The sequence below is a fragment of the Thalassospira sp. MIT121401 genome, from assembly GCF_047125595.1.
Classification (GTDB): domain Bacteria; phylum Pseudomonadota; class Alphaproteobacteria; order Rhodospirillales; family Thalassospiraceae; genus Thalassospira; species Thalassospira povalilytica.
Genome location: NZ_CP138926.1, coordinates 1,123,780 through 1,143,728 on the forward strand (window position 1 = coordinate 1,123,780; position 19,949 = coordinate 1,143,728).

Annotated in this window: 16 protein-coding genes; 9 read left to right on the forward strand and 7 right to left on the reverse strand. The window is 56.3% G+C overall.

From position 1 onward, the window contains the following. Nucleotides 1-20: 20 nt before the first annotated feature. The 5 genes from SIB88_RS05030 to SIB88_RS05050 all read right to left on the reverse strand — a co-directional run bounded on the left by SIB88_RS05030 (nucleotide 21) and on the right by SIB88_RS05050 (nucleotide 5,611). The gene (locus tag SIB88_RS05030) at nucleotides 21-884 is read right to left on the reverse strand and encodes a DUF4743 domain-containing protein (protein WP_412557492.1); all 864 of its coding nucleotides are present in this window, start codon (nucleotides 882-884) and stop codon (nucleotides 21-23) included. 60 nt (nucleotides 885-944) lie between these two features. After that, entirely contained in the window at nucleotides 945-1,271 is a 327-nt protein-coding gene (locus SIB88_RS05035) for a hypothetical protein (RefSeq protein ID WP_101245506.1), read from the reverse strand. A 195-nt stretch (nucleotides 1,272-1,466) separates the two neighbouring features. Next, nucleotides 1,467-1,589 (reverse strand): hypothetical protein, encoded by a 123-nt coding sequence (locus SIB88_RS05040; RefSeq protein ID WP_336080141.1) that lies wholly within the window; start codon nucleotides 1,587-1,589, stop codon nucleotides 1,467-1,469. Nucleotides 1,590-1,806: 217 nt separating this feature from the next. After that, nucleotides 1,807-4,269 (reverse strand): EAL domain-containing protein, encoded by a 2,463-nt coding sequence (locus tag SIB88_RS05045; RefSeq protein WP_412557493.1) that lies wholly within the window; start codon nucleotides 4,267-4,269, stop codon nucleotides 1,807-1,809. Nucleotides 4,270-4,582: 313 nt separating this feature from the next. Further along, nucleotides 4,583-5,611 carry a M23 family metallopeptidase gene (locus tag SIB88_RS05050; protein ID WP_114112906.1) on the reverse strand — a complete coding sequence of 343 codons (1,029 nt, stop codon included), beginning with the start codon at nucleotides 5,609-5,611 and terminating at the stop codon, nucleotides 4,583-4,585. 208 nt (nucleotides 5,612-5,819) lie between these two features. Between SIB88_RS05050 and SIB88_RS05055 the strand changes: the two genes are divergently transcribed. Continuing rightward, complete coding sequence (locus SIB88_RS05055; protein WP_250281902.1) at nucleotides 5,820-6,611, forward strand: sterol desaturase family protein; 792 nt, start codon at nucleotides 5,820-5,822, stop codon at nucleotides 6,609-6,611. On the opposite strand, the gene SIB88_RS05060 is transcribed toward SIB88_RS05055, so the two are convergent. After that, nucleotides 6,612-7,403 (reverse strand): class I SAM-dependent methyltransferase, encoded by a 792-nt coding sequence (locus SIB88_RS05060; protein ID WP_101245510.1) that lies wholly within the window; start codon nucleotides 7,401-7,403, stop codon nucleotides 6,612-6,614. A gap of 263 nt (nucleotides 7,404-7,666) precedes the next feature. On the opposite strand from SIB88_RS05060, the gene SIB88_RS05065 reads away from it, so the two are divergent. The 8 genes from SIB88_RS05065 to mutL all read left to right on the forward strand — a co-directional run bounded on the left by SIB88_RS05065 (nucleotide 7,667) and on the right by mutL (nucleotide 18,385). After that, nucleotides 7,667-8,104: a MaoC family dehydratase gene (locus SIB88_RS05065; RefSeq protein WP_206926814.1), complete on the forward strand. Its 438-nt coding sequence runs from the start codon at nucleotides 7,667-7,669 to the stop codon at nucleotides 8,102-8,104. 231 nt (nucleotides 8,105-8,335) lie between these two features. Then, the gene (locus SIB88_RS05070) at nucleotides 8,336-9,292 is read left to right on the forward strand and encodes a bifunctional riboflavin kinase/FAD synthetase (protein WP_412557494.1); all 957 of its coding nucleotides are present in this window, start codon (nucleotides 8,336-8,338) and stop codon (nucleotides 9,290-9,292) included. 93 nt (nucleotides 9,293-9,385) lie between these two features. Then, nucleotides 9,386-12,226, forward strand: a complete 2,841-nt coding sequence (gene ileS, locus SIB88_RS05075; protein ID WP_412557495.1) for an isoleucine--tRNA ligase — start codon at nucleotides 9,386-9,388, stop codon at nucleotides 12,224-12,226. Between the two features lie 68 nt (nucleotides 12,227-12,294). Further along, the gene (gene lspA, locus SIB88_RS05080) at nucleotides 12,295-12,765 is read left to right on the forward strand and encodes a signal peptidase II (protein ID WP_101245512.1); all 471 of its coding nucleotides are present in this window, start codon (nucleotides 12,295-12,297) and stop codon (nucleotides 12,763-12,765) included. Between the two features lie 54 nt (nucleotides 12,766-12,819). Continuing rightward, a complete protein-coding gene (locus SIB88_RS05085; protein WP_101245513.1) occupies nucleotides 12,820-13,398 on the forward strand; it encodes a DUF3035 domain-containing protein in 579 nt (192 codons plus the stop codon). 149 nt (nucleotides 13,399-13,547) lie between these two features. Further along, on the forward strand, nucleotides 13,548-14,972 hold the full coding sequence (locus SIB88_RS05090) for a M16 family metallopeptidase (protein ID WP_412557496.1): 1,425 nt from the start codon (nucleotides 13,548-13,550) through the stop codon (nucleotides 14,970-14,972). A gap of 1 nt (nucleotide 14,973) precedes the next feature. Then, nucleotides 14,974-16,305, forward strand: coding sequence for a M16 family metallopeptidase (locus tag SIB88_RS05095; protein WP_412557497.1), 1,332 nt, complete (start codon nucleotides 14,974-14,976; stop codon nucleotides 16,303-16,305). 121 nt (nucleotides 16,306-16,426) lie between these two features. Continuing rightward, entirely contained in the window at nucleotides 16,427-18,385 is a 1,959-nt protein-coding gene (gene mutL, locus SIB88_RS05100; RefSeq protein WP_228194512.1) for a DNA mismatch repair endonuclease MutL, read from the forward strand. An 8-nt stretch (nucleotides 18,386-18,393) separates the two neighbouring features. Here mutL and SIB88_RS05105 read toward each other — a convergent pair whose 3' ends face one another. Further along, nucleotides 18,394-19,881 (reverse strand): pentapeptide repeat-containing protein, encoded by a 1,488-nt coding sequence (locus tag SIB88_RS05105; protein WP_412557498.1) that lies wholly within the window; start codon nucleotides 19,879-19,881, stop codon nucleotides 18,394-18,396. Nucleotides 19,882-19,949 lie beyond the last annotated feature (68 nt).

Sequence of the window (19,949 nt, forward strand, 5' to 3'; positions counted from 1 at the left end):
AGAACGCCTGGGGCAAACTGTCAGACATTTAACGGGCGATGCAGCCCGCTTAGAAGTTCGCCATAGCTTGGTTCATTGTCTGCGGTCAGATAGCCGTGGCGGATCAGGAAATCAATCACCACCAGCGCACAGTTGAACTTGAAATCAAAACCCGACCGGACAATTTCTGCGACCTCGGCAAGGGACAGCAATTCGAACCGATCAACTTCGCCGTCGGTACATTGTGGAATGAAATCTTCCGGCAGTTCGAGATCGAAATTGATCATGACATCGGGTTTCAGTCCTTCGGCGGTTTCATAAAGATATGAAACTGCCCCGATCGGGCGGAGATGGCGGGACAGGCTTTCGGGAATGCCGGCTTCTTCGGCGCATTCCTTGATCATGTTTTCGCGGAAACCAAGCCCGGTCGGCTGACCACCGGCAACCATATTGTCAAGCATCCCGGGATAGGTCGGCTTGTCCTTGGCGCGATGGGCAATCCACATATGGATCCCGTCGGATTTACGCACAAAGCCGTTCATATGCACGCCCCACGACCGGCACCCGAAATAGGGCATTGCAAACCGGTCCAGCTGACAAAGTGGGGGATCGGACAACTGATTGCGGATGTCGAACTTTTCACCGTGAAGCCGTTTGATCACCCCCTGTTCGCACAGGCGGCGGGTCGCATCGACAAGGACTTCGTTACGATGTTCCGGCGTTTCGATATGCGCGGCAAAGCCGTATTCGCCATTCTCGTCGCGGATGAAATCCGATCCAAGTGCGGTAAGTGCCGTGGCAAAGTCCGACCGAATGGCCCCGACCGGCTGATCATCAATGCGAAACCGCGCATAGCGCGACAGATTGGCATTGTTGCAGGCATTGATATGGTCAAGATAAGCCAATTGGGACTCCTGTCGGGTGGAACGCGCTGCCCGGTGGGGCAGCGCTGCGACCGCGACAGCCTACGCGCTCAGTGCAGAATTGGAATAGCCTTTTTCCGATGTCAGCACCGTGTTGACGTGCACAACCTGACGCAGACAGCGCGCGATATGTTCTGCCACCTTGGTTTCAAGCTGCTGGACCTGAATGTCGATCTGCAGCTCTTCGAAACCGCGATTGCCGTCGGCAACGGTGGAATGCCAGCTGGCCGGGACCAGATTGCGCTTGGCAAACAGTTCAAGAACGCGCGGCATCACATCGGGTTCAGCAGCCGCATGAACAGAAAAACAATAAACGGATTTTGGGGTGCGTGCGTCTTCTTGGGACGCCGCAAAACCATGATTGGTCATGACAATGCTCACGGATTTTCAGTGCATCAAACAGGCGAACAGGTACGTCCCGGTGTCCTTAGACAACCGGGCAGATAATTCGCGTAATGATGGCAGTGAAAATGTGGCGGTTGGTCATGAAGCTATCTAAGCAGGGTGGATTTCAGAACCGGCTGGTTTGAAACAGATCACGGGATGATGAAGGCGATAACTGGATCAGAGAACCAGTAGCGATGCAATCAGGGCCACAATGGTGCCTGCGAACAGGATTTCCATCGAACGGGCAATTTGCTGTTCACGAGCAACGGCGATAGCAACGGCTTTGCGCTTATTCATCATATTCACTCCGTCTTCTGACAGGTAGCTTGTTCGTGCCAACAGGGCACTCGACAAATATATGCAGGGCAATGGCCGCGATACAAGGCTTGTGAGTCAAAAAACGTCAAAAAACTTTCAACTGCGTGGAAAAGGTCGCTTTTTTCTCGTCGAATTTGTCACAAATCGGCTTTTTGCAGTGCGATCCCCCCGAGGATTGGGGGAATCGCCCGCAACCTGATTAAACGGTTTCGATGCCGCTTTGCCGATTCGCCGGTTTTTTGCCGCTTTTGGCGGGTTCGGGCGCTGGTTCGGGCGCGGGTATCTGGGGGTGAACGATATGGGCGTAATCGCTGATCGGGCGCGGATGACCAAACATATATCCCTGAACTGCCCGGCAATCGTGATCGGTCAGGAAGTTGGCCTGTTCATCGGTTTCGACACCTTCGGCAATGACATCAAGTGCCAGGTCACGGCTCAGATTTATGACGGCCCGGACAATCGCCCCGGCCTGGGCATTGCCCACCAGCTTGGTGACAAAGGACTGGTCGATCTTGATGCGGTCAACCGGGAAGTTTTGCAAGGTCGCCAGCGATGAATAGCCGGTCCCGAAATCATCCATGGCAATCCGCACACCAAGTTTCTTGATGTCGGAAAGGATCTTCATCGAACGCGCGGGGTTGTGGATCAGGGCGGTTTCGGTGACTTCAAGCTCAAGACGCTTGGGATCAAGACCGCTTTCCTCAAGGATGGCGGCAACCACTTCGGGCAGTTCATGTTTCTGAAGCTGAACTGCTGAAAGATTGACCCCGATACCAAGCGGCTTGTCCCAGCCGGCCGCCTCAAAGCAGGCGGTGCGCAAGACCCATTCGCCCAGCGGAATGATCAGGCCGGTTTCCTCGGCGATCGGAATGAAACGGCCCGGCGGAACCTGGCCAAGTTCGGCATCCTTCCAGCGCAGCAACGCTTCGAATGACTGGATTTCCTTGTCATCGGCATGGCATTGCGGCTGGTAATAAAGTTCAAGCTGCTCGTTTTCGAGTGCCACCCGAAGATTGGACGCCAGCTGGCGCTTGAAACGGTATTCTTCATCCATTTCAGAAGAATAGAACACCACATCATTGCCGCCCGATTGCTTGACCCGATACATCGCAAGATCGGCATGGAACAGGATGCTTTCGGCATCGGCACCGTCTTGCGGATAATGGGCAACCCCGATACTGGCCGACAATTTGGCGCGGTTTTCCTGATTGATAAAGATCGGAAGTGCGATGCAATCGAGGATCTTCTGCGCGACTTCCTGGGTATGGGTCTTGATGCTGTTGGGGTTGGTGCGGTTCTGATGATGCAACAACACAACAAATTCGTCACCGCCAACACGGGCAATGGTCAGTTCATCACTGATCAGTTTGCCCAGCCGTTCGCCAAGTTCACGCAGCGCATGGTCCCCGGCGATATGGCCGAAACTGTCGTTAAGTTCCTTGAAATGGTCGAAATCGACACACATCACGGTGGTCGGAACGCCGGTTTCGTCTGATTCCTGAAGCGCCTCTGACAGCCGGTCGTTAAAGGTCGTCCGGTTCAGAAGTTTGGTCAGTGAATCATGTTCGGCCAGGAACCGGATATGCTTTTCCGCCGCATAGCGTTCACGCAGGTCGCGCAGACCGAAAATGGTGGTGTCATCGGCAATGTCATCGGCCGGAATTTCACGGCGAATGACTTCAACCGGAAGCTCTTTCTGGTTTTCCAGCCGCAACGACGTCTCGACATAATTCAGGTTGCCTTGCTGAAATGCCAGTGGCGTTTCCGGAAGCCAGCGCGCCAGGAAGTCCTGATCGATGACGTCATGCTGTTTGGTGCCGGTCAGGCGCAGGAAGCTCTCATTCACATCAATGATCCGCCCGTTCTGGGTCAGGACCAGGGCCTCGATCGCGGAATCGCCAAGGATGTGCATGCGGTTGGTAATGTGGGCGCGCATCTGGCGGTCAACCAGTGCGGTGACAAAGCCGATTGCAATCAGAAGGGCAGCGACAATCGCAACGCCAATCGCCAGATATTGCTGCGAAATCAGCTGGGCCGGAACCGGGACCGTCGGGTCCGGGGTAACAATAAGGGCGCCCATCGCACTGAAATGCATGGTTGCAACGGCAATGGTCAGATTGACCTTGCCCAGAAGCTTTTGTTTGGGCGTCCGCGCCGGGCCGGCCAGCCACAGCGAAATCATCCCGAACACCGCCCCCATCAGAATGGCTGCGATGACGATATCCATATGCCAGCTGATGACGCCCGGCACGCTCATGGCCATCATGCCGGTGAAATGCATCGCCGAAATGCCCAGACCGACAACCAGGCCCCCGACCAGCCGCGACAGCAACAAATGCGGCCCGGCGACCGATGCAATCGAAAACCCGAACATGGTTGCGCCAATGGCAATCACAAGCGACGTTGCGGTCAGAACGGGCTCATAGCCGACCGGCAAGACGGGGTCATAAGCCAGCATCGCGATAAAGTGGGTGGCCCAGATGCCGCCACCGGTGACAACGCCGGTCAGAAACAGCCATGCAAACCGTTGCTGCAACCGCCCCATACAGGCGCGCGCATACAGGTTAAAGGCCGTATGAATTCCGCCCAGGCCGATTGCGATGGCAACCAGAACCAATACAATGTCATGCTGGGTCGCTAGGCAGTCATATATTCTATACATTCAGACGCCGATAAATTTCATTATTCAATGGTTTCAATGCGTAAGGCCGCTTGCTGATTTGATTTTAATTCCTGAATTACAATCAACGCAAATGATAATGTAATGTCCGTGCAATTGTTTTCGCGAATACAGGAATTCGGACCGGAATTTGTTTAGTAAAATTCCACGTTTACTGTTTTACGGCTGCGTATCAATTGCAGATCACGCAATAAAATACCGGCGGTTCATTTGGTTGCGTTTTGCGCATACCAAACGGATCGCGCCCGGTCTGACCGGGCGCGGTGGGGGGCGATTTAGGTTGAAGTATAACGGCCTAGCGGATCGTCAGATCGGTCTGCCCGATTGTTCTGGGCTGTTTGCCCGGGCGGGTGAAAATGACTTCGCCGGTATAGTTGCCCGATGGCCATGCAGCACCCGGCCGGTCCATATTGATATAGAACCACTTGGCGCGTGGTCCCTGATCATTGGGCTGATCAATTACAAAGTCGCGATGCCCGCCCTTGCCGGTCGGGGTCTGCAAGCTCAGCCGGATGACGTCGCCGTTATTGGCCCCGATCAGATAAGCCCAGAAATAAAGTCCGGGGCTTGTGCGGGGCAGTTCGGTTTCCTTGCCATAGCCGCGCTTGATATCGGATGCGTTCGGGCGCGCCATTGAAAAGCCGTGCCCGTAAAGCGTGATGTCATGATAGGTCAGCTGGGCACGCGCCGATGACGACCACAGCACAGCCTGATCGGTCGAACACTGGCTGCGGTCGCTTGATCCCATTGCCGATCCGCTGAACGGATCCACAAGCTGGCCATCCTTGCGCAAATTGAAATGCAGATGCGGGAATGTTGCCTGACCGGACATGCCGATTTCGGCAATCATCTGTCCGCGTGTGACCCGGTCGCCTTTCTTGACCGCGATCGAGCCGCGCCGCAAATGGCAATACTGGCTTTGCCAGCCATCGGCATGGTCGATCAATACCCCGTTGCCACATTCGATGCCATCCAGGCTGTTTTTGGCAAGCCGGCCTGAATCAATATCTTCGACCCCTTCGCGCAGGGCAACCACCGTGCCATCGGCAACAGACCGGACAGAAATACCTTCAAGCATGGTGGCTTCGTCGGGAACGGAAAAATCGGTGCCGCGATGACCGTCATAAGTCGTGGTGCCACAGGCATAATCACGGATTTCCGGGCCGGGATCGTGATCGACATAATGGACGATGTCACATGTATTGTCCGGGCAATCGACCGGAAGATCAAAGGGCGGCCCATCTGCCTTTGCCAGACCACCAAGGGACAGGGTTGCGAACACGGTCAGAAAAAGTGTCCGTAAATGTCCGGATGGGTGTGGCATGGGGCCTCCTTGTCATTATCAAACTGTTTAAAACTGGGATTTATCACGAAACACTTATTATCTAACACAAAGGTGATGCATCTGCGACGCGCAAGATATTGTTCGTAAGGGCAGGTATCGCTATCAATTCCTATATGGTGATCAAACCCGCCGGGGTGGCAAATTCTTGTCAAACGGCTGTGCGGACCAACGACCAGGGCATTTTGGAATGGATCAGAACGGATTGCTGAGACTGGGGATTTTCGCGGCCATTCTTGCTGTCATGGCCTTGTGGGAAGCCATCGCCCCCTATCGCCCCAAGGAGGTAGTACGTCGCCCGATGCGCTGGCTGACCAATTTCGGGTTGCTGCTGGTCAGTGCGGCCCTTGCGCGCTTTACCATTGGTGCGGTGATGATTGCGACGGCCATCTGGGCGCAGCAACAGGGGCTTGGATTGAACAACCTGGTGGGGATGCCGGCACTTCTGGGCGGGGTGATTACGATCATCGTGCTTGATTGCGCCATATACTGGCAGCACCGCCTGGCCCATATGATCCCGATTTTGTGGCGGTTTCATCGCGTGCATCATTGTGATGTCGAATTTGATGTCACAACGGCTGTGCGCTTTCACCCGTTCGAAATCGTGGCCTCGGCGCTTTATAAATCCTTTTTCGTTTTGCTGATCGGGGCCGACCCGTGGGCGGTGGTGATTTATGAAAGCATGCTAAGCGGTTTTGCCCTGTTCAATCATGGCAATGTCCATCTGCCCAAAAGTCTGGATCGTGCGTTGCGGTTATTGATCGTCACACCGGACATGCACCGGGTGCACCATTCCAGCGTCATGGATGAAACCAACAGCAATTATGGAAACATCCTGTCGGTCTGGGATCGGCTGTTTGTCAGTTATACCGATCACACCCGGACCAATGATCATGACATGCAGATCGGGCTTGAAGAATTCCGTGACCGCAACAGTCAAAGCCTGCTTGGCGTGTTGTGGTTGCCGTTCCGTCAGCCATAATCAGGCCGGCACGATCCCGCGCACCGCAAGAGCCGATGCCACAAGGGATCGCCGCCCGTCCGGTTTGCCACCAAGATAGGCCCGCATGGTGGCCTGCTGGATTTCATGGGCAAGATCGGCGGGCTGATTGGCAAAGAAATTCCGGATCAGGCTGTGTGCCCCCATCAGGGCCTGCCAGTAATCATCAAAATCGATGAAATCCATCCTGACGGCCAGTGTGGCTGTCGAAACATCTTCCAGTCCCGCATCGGACCAAAGATCAAAAAGATCGTCTTCATCCTGATAGGGAACATCAAAGACCTTGGCGCGCAATTCTTCGCCTTCGCCATCGGCAAGCAGCGCCGCCACATCCAGAAACAGCCGGATGAATGTCAGTCCCCCGACACGGTCCCAGACGGTTGCGGCAATCCGGCCTTTGGCACGGGTGACCCGGACCATTTCGCCAACTGCACCAGCCGGTCCGTCAAGATCGTTCAACAGAAGCTGGGAAAAGGCTGTGTCAAAGCTGTCATCCGCAAAGGGAAGGGCGGTGGCATCCCCGGTCTCGAACCGTACATTCGGCGCGGAATTGCGTAGGGCGTCGGTCATATAGTCGGGCATCACGTCAATCCCGACAATGTCGGCCTTGGGATAACGGGTGGCCGCGGCCAATGTCAGACTGCCCGTACCGCACCCGACATCCACCAGCGCCCCGCAGGACGGGGCCGCGACAAAATCAAGGAAACTGCGCGACAAACGGCGGCTCCATCGGCCCATTGCGATTTCATAGGTATCGGCAATTGTCATGTTCATCGGGTGTTGTTTCCTTCGGGCTGGCGGCCGGTTGGCGGCATCTTTTTTGTGGTTATGACGGATGCCCCACACATCAGCCAAGTACCTGATGTGTCGCTGATTTCATTTATTGCAAGTCCAACAGTTTTGCCTATTCGACGAAATAGGGATTGCCCAAATTTCAAATTGCGCAATAAAGTTACAAATGCTGCGATGCAAAATTAACCATAAGCGCGATAACGCGTTGGTCAAATCCGACCATGACAGGCAAGGAAGGTGAGGAAATGAAAGATTTGAACGGACTGGAAGGGCTGTATCTCGAAGATCTCGAGGTGGGGCTGGCCGCAAGTTATGCCAAAACCGTGACGGAAACCGATATCGTCATGTTTGCCGGCCTGTCGGGGGATACCAACCCGGTCCATCTCAATGATGAATATGCCCGGACCACGATGTTTGAAGGCCGCATTGCCCATGGGATGTTGTCGGCCGGCTTCATTTCCACGGTTCTTGGGACGCGCCTGCCGGGGCCCGGCACGATTTATCTGTCACAGAACCTGCAATTCAAGGCACCGGTGCGGATCGGCGATACCGTCACGGCCAAGGTTATCGTGCGTGAAATCATTGCCGGTAAAAAGCGCGCGATCCTTGAAACCAATTGCTATGTCGGGGATCGCTGCGTGATTTCGGGCGAAGCAACCGTCATGGTGCCAAGCCGCGGCTAACCAATGATCTGGCGCAGGCGGATGTTTGTTCGCCTGCCGCTTGCAGCCCCAAAGACGCTTCCTTATCTGGATGATCTTGACGGCTGTCGTATCAGCCATGCAGGACGGGCTGCGCTTTTTTAGCGGAAAAGTCTTTACGCTCCGGGGGCGGGACCTTTATAGCTGCCTGCTGGATTTGCCGATATGCGATCGGCTGACATGGGTAAAAGCAGCAAAGAGAGACCGGCGCGGATGCGCGTTTTTCGATCTTTTGAAAACCTGACCGATGAGGCGCGCGGCGCTGTTGTGGCGATCGGCAATTTTGACGGTTTGCATCTGGGGCATCAGACGCTTCTGGATCAGGCACGCAAAATTGCCCGCGATCTCGGTGTGCCGCTTGCGATCCTGACATTCGAGCCCCATCCGCGCATGTTGTTCCGGGCTGATGATCCGCCATTTCGCCTGACCTCGGCCGAGGATCGCGAAACCGCTGCGGGCAGCATCGATATCGATCTGTTTTACGAGGCCGAGTTCAATCGCGAATTCGCCGCCATGAGTGCCGAAGAATTCATCGAGCGCGTTCTGGTCAAGGGACTTGGCGTCAAACATGTGGTGGTCGGCTGGGATTTCTGTTTTGGCAAGGGCCGCGCAGGCAATGTCGATCTGTTGCGTGCCATCGGCGAGAAATCCGGATTTGGCGTGACCGCGGTCGAAGCTGTGACCCACGATAACGGGATCATTTATTCGTCGACCGCCATCCGCCAGGCCCTGCGCGAAGGCCGCCCCGAAGACGCAGCCCACCTTCTGGGACGTCCTTGGGAAATTGCCGGAATTATTGCCCATGGCGATGCGCGTGGGCGGACGATCGGCTTCCCGACGGCCAATGTTGCGCTGGGTGACCATCTGCGTCCCAAATTCGGGGTTTATGCCATCGAACTTGGCCTGATTTCTGATGCGGATGGCCAGACGGTTGAACGCTGGGTGCCCGGAGTCGCCAATATTGGTGTAAGGCCAAGCTTTGGCGGCGATGACGATGCCGGGCTCGAAGCTCACCTGTTTGACTTCGATCAGGACATCTATGATCGCCACGTGCGGGTCCGTTTGCACGGCTTTATCCGGGGCGAACAGAAGTTCGACGGGCTTGATGCCCTTAAGGCCCAGATTGCGGCTGATGTGATTGCAGCCAAAGAGATTCTCGGCAAGATTTGAATTTGTCGACGAACCCGCTATGATCCGCGCGCTTTTTGCGGATTCACCGGGGGTTCGCCCTTTTAATTTGTTCAAGACGACAGGACCGTCACGATGAGTGTCGAATACAAGAAAACCGTTATCCTGCCCCAGACCGATTTCCCGATGCGGGCGGGTTTGCCAAAGATGGAGCCCACCCTGCTCGAGCAGTGGAAGAAAGAGGACCTCTATGGCAAAATTCGCGGTATTTCGGCCGACCGTGAAATGTTTGTCCTGCATGATGGCCCCCCCTATGCGAACGGCCATCTGCATATCGGTCATGCGCTGAACAAAATCCTGAAAGATGTCATCACCCGTTCCCAGCAGATGCTGGGCAAGAACGCCGTTTACGTTCCGGGCTGGGATTGCCACGGTCTTCCGATCGAATGGAAAATCGAAGAACAGTACCGCGCCAAGGGCAAGAACAAGGATGATGTTCCGATTGCCGAATTCCGCAAGGAATGCCGCGAGTTCGCCCAGAAATGGCTTGATGTCCAGCGCGAAGAATTCAAACGTCTTGGCGTGATGGGTGACTGGGACAACCCCTATGTCACCATGGATTACAAGGCCGAGGCATCGATTGCCCGTGAACTTGGCAAATTCCTGATGAACGGGTCGCTCTATATGGGCTCCAAGCCGGTCATGTGGTCGGTGGTCGAAAAGACCGCCCTTGCCGAGGCCGAAGTCGAATATCACGACCATACCTCCAAAACCATTCATGTGCGCTTCCCGGTCACCGAGACCAAGGTTGATGTCCTGAAAGACGCCACCATCGTCATCTGGACCACCACCCCCTGGACCATTCCGGGCAACCGCGCCATTTCCTATGGTGCGGAAATCGAATATGCGGTGATCGAAGTCACCGAAACGGCTGAAGAAGCATGGGCCACCGTTGGCGAGAAAATGGCGGTTTGTACCGACCTTCTCGAAGACCTGTGCAAAAACGGTCGCATCACCGGTCACAAGGTTGTCGGCTCCTTCAAGGGTGCGGACCTTGACGGCACGGTTGCCGCCCATCCGTTCCGCGGTCAGGGCTATGACTTTGACGTACCGCTTCTCGCAGCTGATTACGTTACGACCGACACCGGTACCGGCTTTGTCCATACCGCACCGACCCACGGCCCGGACGATTACCAGACCGGTCTGAAATACGGTCTGGAAATTCCGGAAATGGTGGATGGTGACGGTGCCTATTACCCGACCGTTCCGATGTTTGCGGGCAAGCGCATCTATGATGAAAACGGCAAGGAAGCCGACGCCAACGAAGCCGTCATCGCCAAACTGATCGAAGTTGGCGCATTGCTGTCGCGTGGCCGTCTCAAGCACTCCTATCCGTGCTCCTGGCGTTCCAAGGCCCCGATCATCTATCGCACCACGCCGCAATGGTTCATTTCCATGCAGGATAACGACCTGCGTGAAAAGGCGCTCAAGGCGATTGATGAAACCCGCTTTGTGCCCGAAGCCGGTCGCAACCGTCTGCATTCCATGATCGCCAACCGTCCGGACTGGTGCGTATCGCGTCAGCGCGCATGGGGTGTGCCGATCACGGTATTCATTGATAAAAACACCCGTCAGCCGCTTCGTGATCAGGGGGTTCTGGATCGCGTGTATGAAGCCTTCTGCGAAGAAGGTGCCGATGCATGGTTCACCCGCGATCCGCAGGACTTCCTGGGCGATAAATACGACGCGGCGAACTATGAACAGGTCACCGACGTTCTTGACGTCTGGTTTGATTCCGGCTCGACCCATGCCTTCGTGCTCGAAGAACGCCAGGACCTTAAGTGGCCGGCGGACCTTTATCTCGAAGGATCGGATCAGCATCGCGGCTGGTTCCACAGCTCGCTTCTGGAATCATGCGGAACCCGCGGTCGCGCGCCGTATGAAGCAGTACTGACTCACGGCTTTGTTCTGGACGGCGAAGGCCGCAAGATGTCCAAGTCGCTGGGCAACGTGATTGCGCCAAACGACATCATCAACAAGCTTGGTGCCGACATCCTGCGTCTGTGGGTCGTCAGTTCCGACTATCATGATGATCTGCGCATCAGCCACGAAATCATTCAGCGCCATTCCGACATCTATCGTCGTCTGCGCAACACCCTGCGCTTCCTGCTGGGGAACCTTGCCGGCTTTGATGATGCGGAAAAAGTTGCTGATAATGAACTGCCGGAACTTGAACGCTGGGTCCTGCATCGTCTGAGCCACCTTGACGATATGGTGCGCAAGACAACGGCTGATTTCGACTTCCACACCATGTTCATCGAACTGCACAACTTCTGTGCGCTCGACATGTCGGCCTTCTATCTTGATATCCGCAAGGACGCACTTTATTGCGACGCGCCAAGCAGCCTGCGCCGTCGTGCGGCCCGCACGGTCATGGATCGCGTGTTTGATTGCCTTGTGCGCTGGCTCGCACCGGTTCTGTGCTTTACCGCCGACGAAGCATGGCGTGCACGTTATGGTGCGGAAAGCTCGGTCCATTCGGAAACCTTCAACACGGTATCGGATGGCTGGAAAGACGAAGCTCTTGCTGCCAAATGGGCAAAAATCCGCAAGCTGCGTCGTGTTGTCACCGGTGCGCTGGAACTTGAACGCGCGGAAAAACGCATTGGTGCCAGCCTTGATGCTGCGCCCAAGGTTTACGCAACGGCTGAATATGTCGAAGCACTTGACGGCCTTAATCTTGCCGAAATCGCCATTACATCTGACATCGAACTGATCACGGGTGACGCGCCAACTGGTGCCTATACCCTTGATGATGTTGCAGGTGTTGGTGTTGTTCCGGCGCTGGCAGATGGCGAAAAATGCGAACGTTGCTGGCAGACCTTGCCGGAAGTCGGCAGCCACGCAGAACATAAAACCGTCTGTAACCGCTGTGCAGATGCCGTTGATGAAATGGGAATTACCGCGGACCAGTAAGGTCTGTGGTTTCTGGTATCAGTCCTGCCATGATGCAGGCTGATACCGGCAAGTCAGAAAGAGTATCAATGAAACATCGCGCCTTTGTGTTTGGTCTGATCGTCATTGCGATTGTGTTTGGTGTCGACCAGTGGACCAAGGCCCTTGCCATTGACGGCTTGTCCAATCCGTTTCGGGTGATTGAAGTCACGCCATTCATGAATTTTGTTCTGGCATGGAACCCGGGCGTGTCGTTTGGCCTGTTTCAGGGCCAGGCCCCCTGGGTGATGATTGCGGTGACCGCTGCGATCACCATCGGGTTTGGTGTCTGGATGTGGCGGACGCGTGATTCCATGTTGCGTCTGGCGCTGGCCATGATTGTTGGCGGTGCGATCGGCAATCTTGTCGACCGCTTGCGCCACGGGGCTGTGACCGACTTTATCGATCTGCATGTTGCCGGTTATCACTGGCCGGTCTTCAACGTCGCTGACAGTGCAATTACGGTTGGTGCCGCGCTACTGTTGATCGATTCCCTTTTTGGCGGTAAAAAATCTGCCTGATGAATTTTTGGCCGGGTGATCTGATCCCGGTCCCGGAGTGGTAAAGAGGCACAAATGGCCCGGAAGCTTACGACCAGTATTTTCAGAATTGCGCTGCTTGGCGGACTTGCACTTGGTGTTTCCGGTTGTGAATCGACCCGTGAAACCTTTGGCCTGAACAAACAGTCCCCGGACGAGTTCCAGGTCGTTTCGCGTGCGCCGCTCAGCCTGCCGCCTGATTTCACCATGCGCGTTCCTGAACCGGGTGCGTCCCGTCCGCAGACCGGCTCGACCACCGATCAGGCGCGCCGCATTCTGGTTGGCGATGACCCGACCAAGGTCAAGCGCGACATTTCCGGCACCGGCAGCAAAGGCCAGGTTGCGCTGTTGTCCGCATCGGGCGCGCAATATGCCGATCCGGAAATCCGTTCGACCGTGGATCGTGAAACCTCGATCTTTATTTCCGAAAGCGAAAGCGTGATCGACGATCTGCTGTTCTGGCAGGAAAAACAGGATCCGAATTCCGTCGTTGATCCGGCTGCCGAGGCAAAGCGCATCCGCGACCAGCAGGCATTGGGGGATAATGTCTCGGGCGGTGGGTCGACCCCGGTGATCGAGCGCAAGCAAAAAGGCTGGCTGGAAGACATTTTCTGATCTGATTGTGATCGGACCGGCCGCTTTGCAGCGACATACGAAAATTTGAACAGAATGAACAAGGGCGCGGAGATTTCGCGCCCTTGTTCTGTCATATTCGCTTTTTAAGAAATTCGGGATAGACGCCTGATATCGAATGGGATGACGTAATGAGAATTCCAAGACTTTCCGTAATTTCGATGCGCGACCGTACAGTTGCCGGCTTGCTGGCAGCAGTCATGGTGGCATTGATCCCGAATATGTCCGCAGCCGCGGTCTTCAGCCCCCAGACAGCGACCCTTGATAATGGTATGCAGGTGGTGCTGGTGGAAAACCACCGGGCGCCTGTCGTGACCCAGATGGTCTGGTACAAGGTCGGCTCGGCCGACGAGCCGCTTGGCGTATCGGGCATTGCCCATTTTCTCGAACATCTGATGTTCAAGGGCACCAACGACATTGCTCCGGGCGACTTTTCGAAAATCGTTGCGCGCAATGGCGGCAATGACAATGCCTTTACCACCTGGGACTATACCGGGTATTTCCAGAATATCGCACGCGACCGTCTTGATCTGGTGATGAAGATGGAAGCCGACCGCATGACCAATCTTCAGCTGTCTGACGATGTGGTTCTGGCCGAACGCGATGTCATCATCGAAGAACGCCGGTCGCGAATTGATAACAATCCCGGTGCGCTTCTGGGCGAACAGATGCGGGCAAGTCTTTACATGGCCCATCCCTATGGCCGGTCGATCATTGGCTGGCGCAACGAGATGGAACAGCTTTCGACCGAAGATGCGCTTGATTTCTATCGCAAATGGTATGCACCCAATAACGCCATTCTGGTTGTGGCCGGTGACATCACCATGGATGAATTGCTGCCCATGGCCGAAAAATATTACGGCGTCATTCCGCGTGGCGATGTTCTGACCCGCAACCGGGTCAAGGAACCGGTCCAGCACGCCCCGCGTAAAGTCACCATGCATGATCCGCGCGTTGGTCAGGCATCGATGTCGCGCTATTACCTTGCGCCGTCCTATCACAGTGACAATGCGGCTGATGCCGCCCCGCTTGAAGTGCTCAGTGAAATTATCGGGTCCGGCACCACCAGCCGTTTCTTCAAGTCGCTTGTCGTTGATCAGGCCATCGCGACCAGCGTCGGGACTTTCTATGACCCGGTTGCGGTCGATCTTGCCAGTTTTGGCGTCTATGCCGTGCCGCGTGACGATGTCGAACTGGCCGATCTTGAAAAGGCGGTCGATGACCAGATTGCCGATGTCATTGCCAATGGCGTGACCGAAGACGAACTGGCCCGCGCCAAGCAGAAGTTGCTTGATAGTGCTGTCTTTGCCCGTGATTCACTTTCGGCAGGCGCACGTGTTCTGGGCAAATCGCTTGCGGTTGGTCTGACGGTCGATCAGGTCGAAAGCTGGCCGGACCGGATTTCGGCGGTCACTGTTGATCAGGTCAACGAAGCTGCCAAGCGCGTCTTTAATGACAAGCAATCTGTCACCGGCTGGCTGATGCCGCCAAAAGACGGACCGGTTTCCGGCCGGGGTCCGGCACTGCCCATCGATTCCGGCGCAGGAGTACATTGATATGAACCAGATCATGAAACACGCCGCCGGTCTTGCCGTTGCGGCCCTGACCTTTGTCGGTATCAGCCAGTCCGCCCACGCGGTCGAAGTCCAGGAAGTCATTTCCAAAGGCGGCATTCGTGCCTGGCTGATCGAAGACCATATGAACCCGCTGATGACGATGGATATCGCATTTACCGGTGCGGGGGCGGCAACCGATCCGGCTGACAAGCTTGGTCTTGCCAATATGGTTTCGGGCCTGATTGACGAAGGGGCCGGCGCCATGGACAGTCAGACTTTCCGCGGCGAGATGGAAAACCGTTCAATCAGCCTGACCTTTGATGCCGGTCGCGATGATTTTTCCGGATCCCTGACCACGCTGACCCGCGAACGCGATACCGCAATTGATCTTCTGCGTCTGGCCTTGGCCGAACCGCGTTTCGATGACGAGGCGGTCGAGCGTATCCGTTCGCAAATCATTGCCGGTCTGAGACGGGCGGAAAACGATCCGGGTGACATTGCCAGCCGGACATTCTTCAGCTCGATCTTTGGCGATCATCCCTATGCCCGTCCGGTTTCGGGTACCTTTGAAACGGTTGGGTCGCTCAATGCCAATGATTTTCGCAATTTCGTCGGGCGTGCCTTTGCAAAGGACAATCTGATCATTGGTGTTGCCGGTGATATCACGGCCGACGAACTCGGCCCGCTGCTTGACGAGGCCTTTGGCAGTCTGCCTGAACACAGCGACCTTCCTGAAATTCCTGATGTGACCCCGACCTTTGGTGGTGTTGATGTGGTTGATCAGGACATCCCGCAAAGCCAGGCAATCTGGGGGCAAAAGGGCATCAAACGCACCGACCCGGATTTCTATGCGGCCTATGTCATGAACTACATTCTCGGTGGGGGCGGTTTTTCATCGCGCCTGACCGAAGAAGTGCGTGAAAAGCGTGGCCTTGCCTATGGGGTTTATAGCTACCTTGCCAATCTTGACCATGCCGAAATGGTGATGGGCGGGGTTGCCACGCGCAATGACGCGATTGGCCAAAGCCTGTCTTTGATCAGCACCGAATGGACCAAGATGAAGGAAAAGGGCGTCACCCAGGAAGAACTCGATAACGCCAAATCCTATCTGACCGGGGCCTTCCCGCTGCGCTTTACCAGTCTTGGCAATCTGTCGGGCATGCTGGTCGGCATGCAGAAAGAAGACCTTGGCATGGATTTCCTTGATCGTCGCAACAGCCTTGTTGATGCTGTCACCCTTGATGACGTCAACCGCGTTGCCGCCGAACTGATGGACCCGGCCAATGTGACGGTGACCGTGGTTGGCAAACCCGAAGGCGATCTGGCCTTCTGATCCGTCAGTCACATCTAAAAATGTCAAAGCGCGGTGAAAGGGATTTCGCCGCGCTTTGTGCTTTGATAGGTTCAAGGCAACCAAGATAAACAATCCGAACATCACGAGCATTGCCTTCATCATGACCCTGCGCGTCCTGCCCCAGAACCTGATCAACCAGATTGCCGCCGGTGAGGTGGTCGAACGTCCGGCCGCGGCGTTAAAGGAGCTGGTTGAAAACGCGCTTGATGCCGGGGCCACCAGGGTCGATGTCAATCTGCGTGATGGTGGCCGGACGCTTTTGTCGATCACCGATGACGGCAAGGGCATGACGCCCGAGGAACTGTCGCTTGCGGTTGAACGTCATGCCACGTCAAAACTGCCCGATGATGATTTGTTCAATATCGGGTTCATGGGCTTTCGCGGTGAAGCATTGCCATCAATCGGTTCTGTATCGCGGATGCGCCTGACCAGCCGGGTGCGGGGCTCTGAAAATGCCTGGTCGCTCAGCATTGAAGGCGGGGCCAAGGGCGAACCGGAACCGGCCGCCCATCCGTATGGCACTCGGGTCGAGGTCCGCGATCTTTTCTATGCCACCCCGGCGCGTCTGAAATTCCTTAAGACCGCGCGCACCGAACAGATGTATGCGCGTGAAATCATGGACCGCCTTGCCATGGCACGGCCCGATGTCGGTTTTACCCTGACGGGCGATGGCAATAAATCGATCCTGAATTACCCGGCGTGTGAAGGCGATCTGTTTGATGCGCGCCTCAAACGCCTTGGCGCTGTCATGGGCCGCGAGTTTCAGGAAAATGCCCTTCAGATCGAAGCCGAACGCGAAGGCATCCGTTTGACCGGCTATGCCGGTGTGCCGACCCTGAACCGTGGCAATGCCCAGATGCAGTTCATGTTTGTCAATGGCCGCCCGGTCAAGGACCGGCTGTTGCAGGGGGCTGTGCGCGGTGCCTATCAGGATTTCCTGGCGCGCGATCGTCATCCGTTGCTGGCGCTGTTCTTTGAATTGTCGCCGCGCGATGTTGACGTCAACGTCCATCCCGGCAAGACCGAGGTCCGTTTCCGCGATCCGGGTCTTGTCCGTGGTCTGATTGTCGGGGCGCTCAAACATGCATTGGCCGGGGCTGGACACCGGGCCTCGACCACGGTTGCCGATATGGCATTGGGGGCGGTTCGCCGCGAAGGTGAGGGACCCTCACTTCCGTATGGTGGGGCTGGGCGCAGCGGTGGCGGCAGCGGCTTTAACATCGGGCAGTATCAGCCCAGTATTCCAAGCCATGCGGCGGTCGAACGCAATTATGCCGCCCAGTCCCCGGTCGATTCCGGGGCGGGATATGGCGGTCTGTTTGATCGCGGGCGGGATTTTGCCGGGACACCGGATGATGCGCGCGATACCGGCGGTGACGGTTTTGCTGCGGCGGCAGCCGCGGCGTTGTCGGGCGGCTATGACAGTGCCGCACCGTCGGCCCGTATCGATCACATTGCCGATGAAGGCAAGTTTGTCGATCATCCGCTTGGTGCTGCGCGCGGGCAGGTTCATGCGAACTACATCATTGCCCAGACCCGTGACGGTCTGGTGATTGTCGATCAGCACGCCGCCCATGAACGCATTGTCTATGAACGCATGAAGGCCGATCTTGCCGCCAATGGTGTCAAGCGTCAGGGATTGCTGCTGCCCGAAGTGGTCGAACTCGACGAAGCATCGGCCGACCGCATTGCCGACCGTGCCGAAGAATTCGCCGAACTCGGACTGGTGATCGAACCGTTCGGGCCCGGTGCCATCGTGGTGCGCGAAGTCCCTGCCATGCTGGGCAAGGTCGATGTTGCCGCCCTGGTCCGTGACATGGCCGACGAGATCGCCGAACTGGGGCAGGGTATGGCGCTAAAAGATCGCCTGATGTATGTCTGCGCGACCATGGCGTGCCACGGGTCGGTGCGTTCGGGACGCAAACTCAATGCCGATGAAATGAATGCGCTTTTGCGCCAGATGGAAGCCACCCCGCATTCCGGGCAGTGCAACCACGGGCGCCCGACCTATGTCGAACTGAAACTTCATGACATCGAAAAGATGTTCGGCCGCCGATAGGGGCCGCCTTAATCACGCAGTTTAAGATTGCGGGGCAGGCGGGTATTGGCATTGACCCGCGCGCGCTGAATTTGTTCGGCAAACAGTCCGCGCGTGCCGGTAAGATCCGCATCGCGGAAATCGGTCCCGGCCAGATTGGTGCCGCTCAGATCGCAATTAAGCAAATGCTGGCCCCGGAAACTGGCATTCGAAAGATCCGATCCCAGAAATACCGTGTTGCGCAGCATCGCATCATTGAAACGTGCTCCCGAAAGACGGCTTGCCGCAAGATTGGCACTATCAAGATTGCTTTCGATGAAATCGGCCCCGGTCAGGTTACAGCGCCGAAGAACCGCATCCTTGCAATTGGCGCGCTTGAAACTGGCAAAGGGAAGGCCGCAGCGGCTCAGATCAATGCCTTCAAGTTCGGCTTCTCGCAGATCGGCATGGTCAATCGACATGACCGTGCCTTCCTTGCCGCCGGTATCAACCCACAGCTTGTGACTGATCAAGGCTTCATGCAGATCGATTTCAACCAGCTCTTCGCTGTCGTCATCTGCTGCGGTTTCGATCGGGTCGTCATCGGGTTCTTCGGTCGCGGGTTCTTCGCTGGCCGGTTCGATAACCGGGGACAATGCCTCGCGCGCGGATTGTACGGCTTCGATATTCTGGGGGCCGGTATCACGGTCATGGGCGATCGGCACTTCGGGAAGATCGCTGTCATCAAAGACCTGCCCGCTGCCATTCAGCCGTGCCTGCACATTGGCAACTTCGATGGTGTCGCTCATTCCGACCAGGGGGGATTTGTCATCGCGGATGTCGGCAACGGTTTCCACGGGCTGCGTGCTTTTGGCGGGTGCCGGCTTGCCAACCGCCGCCCGACGACGCGCGGGGGCAGGGCTTGCACTGGCGACAGGCGGGGTTTCAAGCATTGCGGCCTTGATGCGGTCACGCTTGCGGCGACCGGGATTTTCCGGGGTGGTTTCTTCGACCGGGGTGGTGGTCTGTGACGGGGTCTTTGTCGCCGGGGCTTTGGGCATGGTGGTACCCGTCCGGATCATGTCCTGTGGCCGGGCCGGTCCGAAATAGTTTTCCTTAAGAACGAAACGGCGCGGTGATCGCATGACTGTTTCAATGATCTTGCGCAGGCGTTTGGGATCAATCGGCTGACGAAACACCCCTTCGATCCCGGCATCGACCGCATCGCGCATGCCGCGGCGGTCAAGTTTTGGCGCACCAAGAAGGATCGGGACCGTGCGGCCGATCGGGTTTTCGTCACTTCCGGAATCGCGAATGGCGCGAATTGTCGAAATGCCGCGCATGCCATCAAGATACAATCCGACAAGAACCAGCTCCGGGCGCATTTCACCGATCAGCTCGACAGTCTTTTCGCGGTCGTCGCAATGGACGAAATTGCCAAAGCCAAGCGGTTCGATTGCTTCGCGGGCGGCAAGCATGTTCCGTTCACTGTAGTCGGCATACAGGATCGTTTTGTTTTTATTGTCCTTGCTCGCCATGTTCCGCGATTTCCCTTATTCGCAAGCCGGTTCCTGTCCCGGGAATGTCCGGCCTTTTTGCGCGTAAT

What these genes read in the sequence shown, in the direction of transcription:
- SIB88_RS05035 (WP_101245506.1), bottom strand. Translation starts at nt 1,271, where the DNA reads ATGACCAATCATGGTTTTGCGGCGTCCCAAGAAGACGCACGCACCCCA.
- SIB88_RS05040 (WP_336080141.1), bottom strand. Translation starts at nt 1,589, where the DNA reads ATGATGAATAAGCGCAAAGCCGTTGCTATCGCCGTTGCTCGTGAACAG.
- SIB88_RS05045 (WP_412557493.1), bottom strand. Translation starts at nt 4,269, where the DNA reads ATGTATAGAATATATGACTGCCTAGCGACCCAGCATGACATTGTATTG.
- SIB88_RS05050 (WP_114112906.1), bottom strand. Translation starts at nt 5,611, where the DNA reads ATGCCACACCCATCCGGACATTTACGGACACTTTTTCTGACCGTGTTC.
- SIB88_RS05055 (WP_250281902.1), top strand. Translation starts at nt 5,820, where the DNA reads ATGGATCAGAACGGATTGCTGAGACTGGGGATTTTCGCGGCCATTCTT.
- SIB88_RS05060 (WP_101245510.1), bottom strand. Translation starts at nt 7,403, where the DNA reads ATGAACATGACAATTGCCGATACCTATGAAATCGCAATGGGCCGATGG.
- SIB88_RS05065 (WP_206926814.1), top strand. Translation starts at nt 7,667, where the DNA reads ATGAAAGATTTGAACGGACTGGAAGGGCTGTATCTCGAAGATCTCGAG.
- SIB88_RS05070 (WP_412557494.1), top strand. Translation starts at nt 8,336, where the DNA reads ATGCGCGTTTTTCGATCTTTTGAAAACCTGACCGATGAGGCGCGCGGC.
- ileS (WP_412557495.1), top strand. Translation starts at nt 9,386, where the DNA reads ATGAGTGTCGAATACAAGAAAACCGTTATCCTGCCCCAGACCGATTTC.
- lspA (WP_101245512.1), top strand. Translation starts at nt 12,295, where the DNA reads ATGAAACATCGCGCCTTTGTGTTTGGTCTGATCGTCATTGCGATTGTG.
- SIB88_RS05085 (WP_101245513.1), top strand. Translation starts at nt 12,820, where the DNA reads ATGGCCCGGAAGCTTACGACCAGTATTTTCAGAATTGCGCTGCTTGGC.
- SIB88_RS05090 (WP_412557496.1), top strand. Translation starts at nt 13,548, where the DNA reads ATGAGAATTCCAAGACTTTCCGTAATTTCGATGCGCGACCGTACAGTT.
- SIB88_RS05095 (WP_412557497.1), top strand. Translation starts at nt 14,974, where the DNA reads ATGAACCAGATCATGAAACACGCCGCCGGTCTTGCCGTTGCGGCCCTG.
- mutL (WP_228194512.1), top strand. Translation starts at nt 16,427, where the DNA reads ATGACCCTGCGCGTCCTGCCCCAGAACCTGATCAACCAGATTGCCGCC.
- SIB88_RS05105 (WP_412557498.1), bottom strand. Translation starts at nt 19,881, where the DNA reads ATGGCGAGCAAGGACAATAAAAACAAAACGATCCTGTATGCCGACTAC.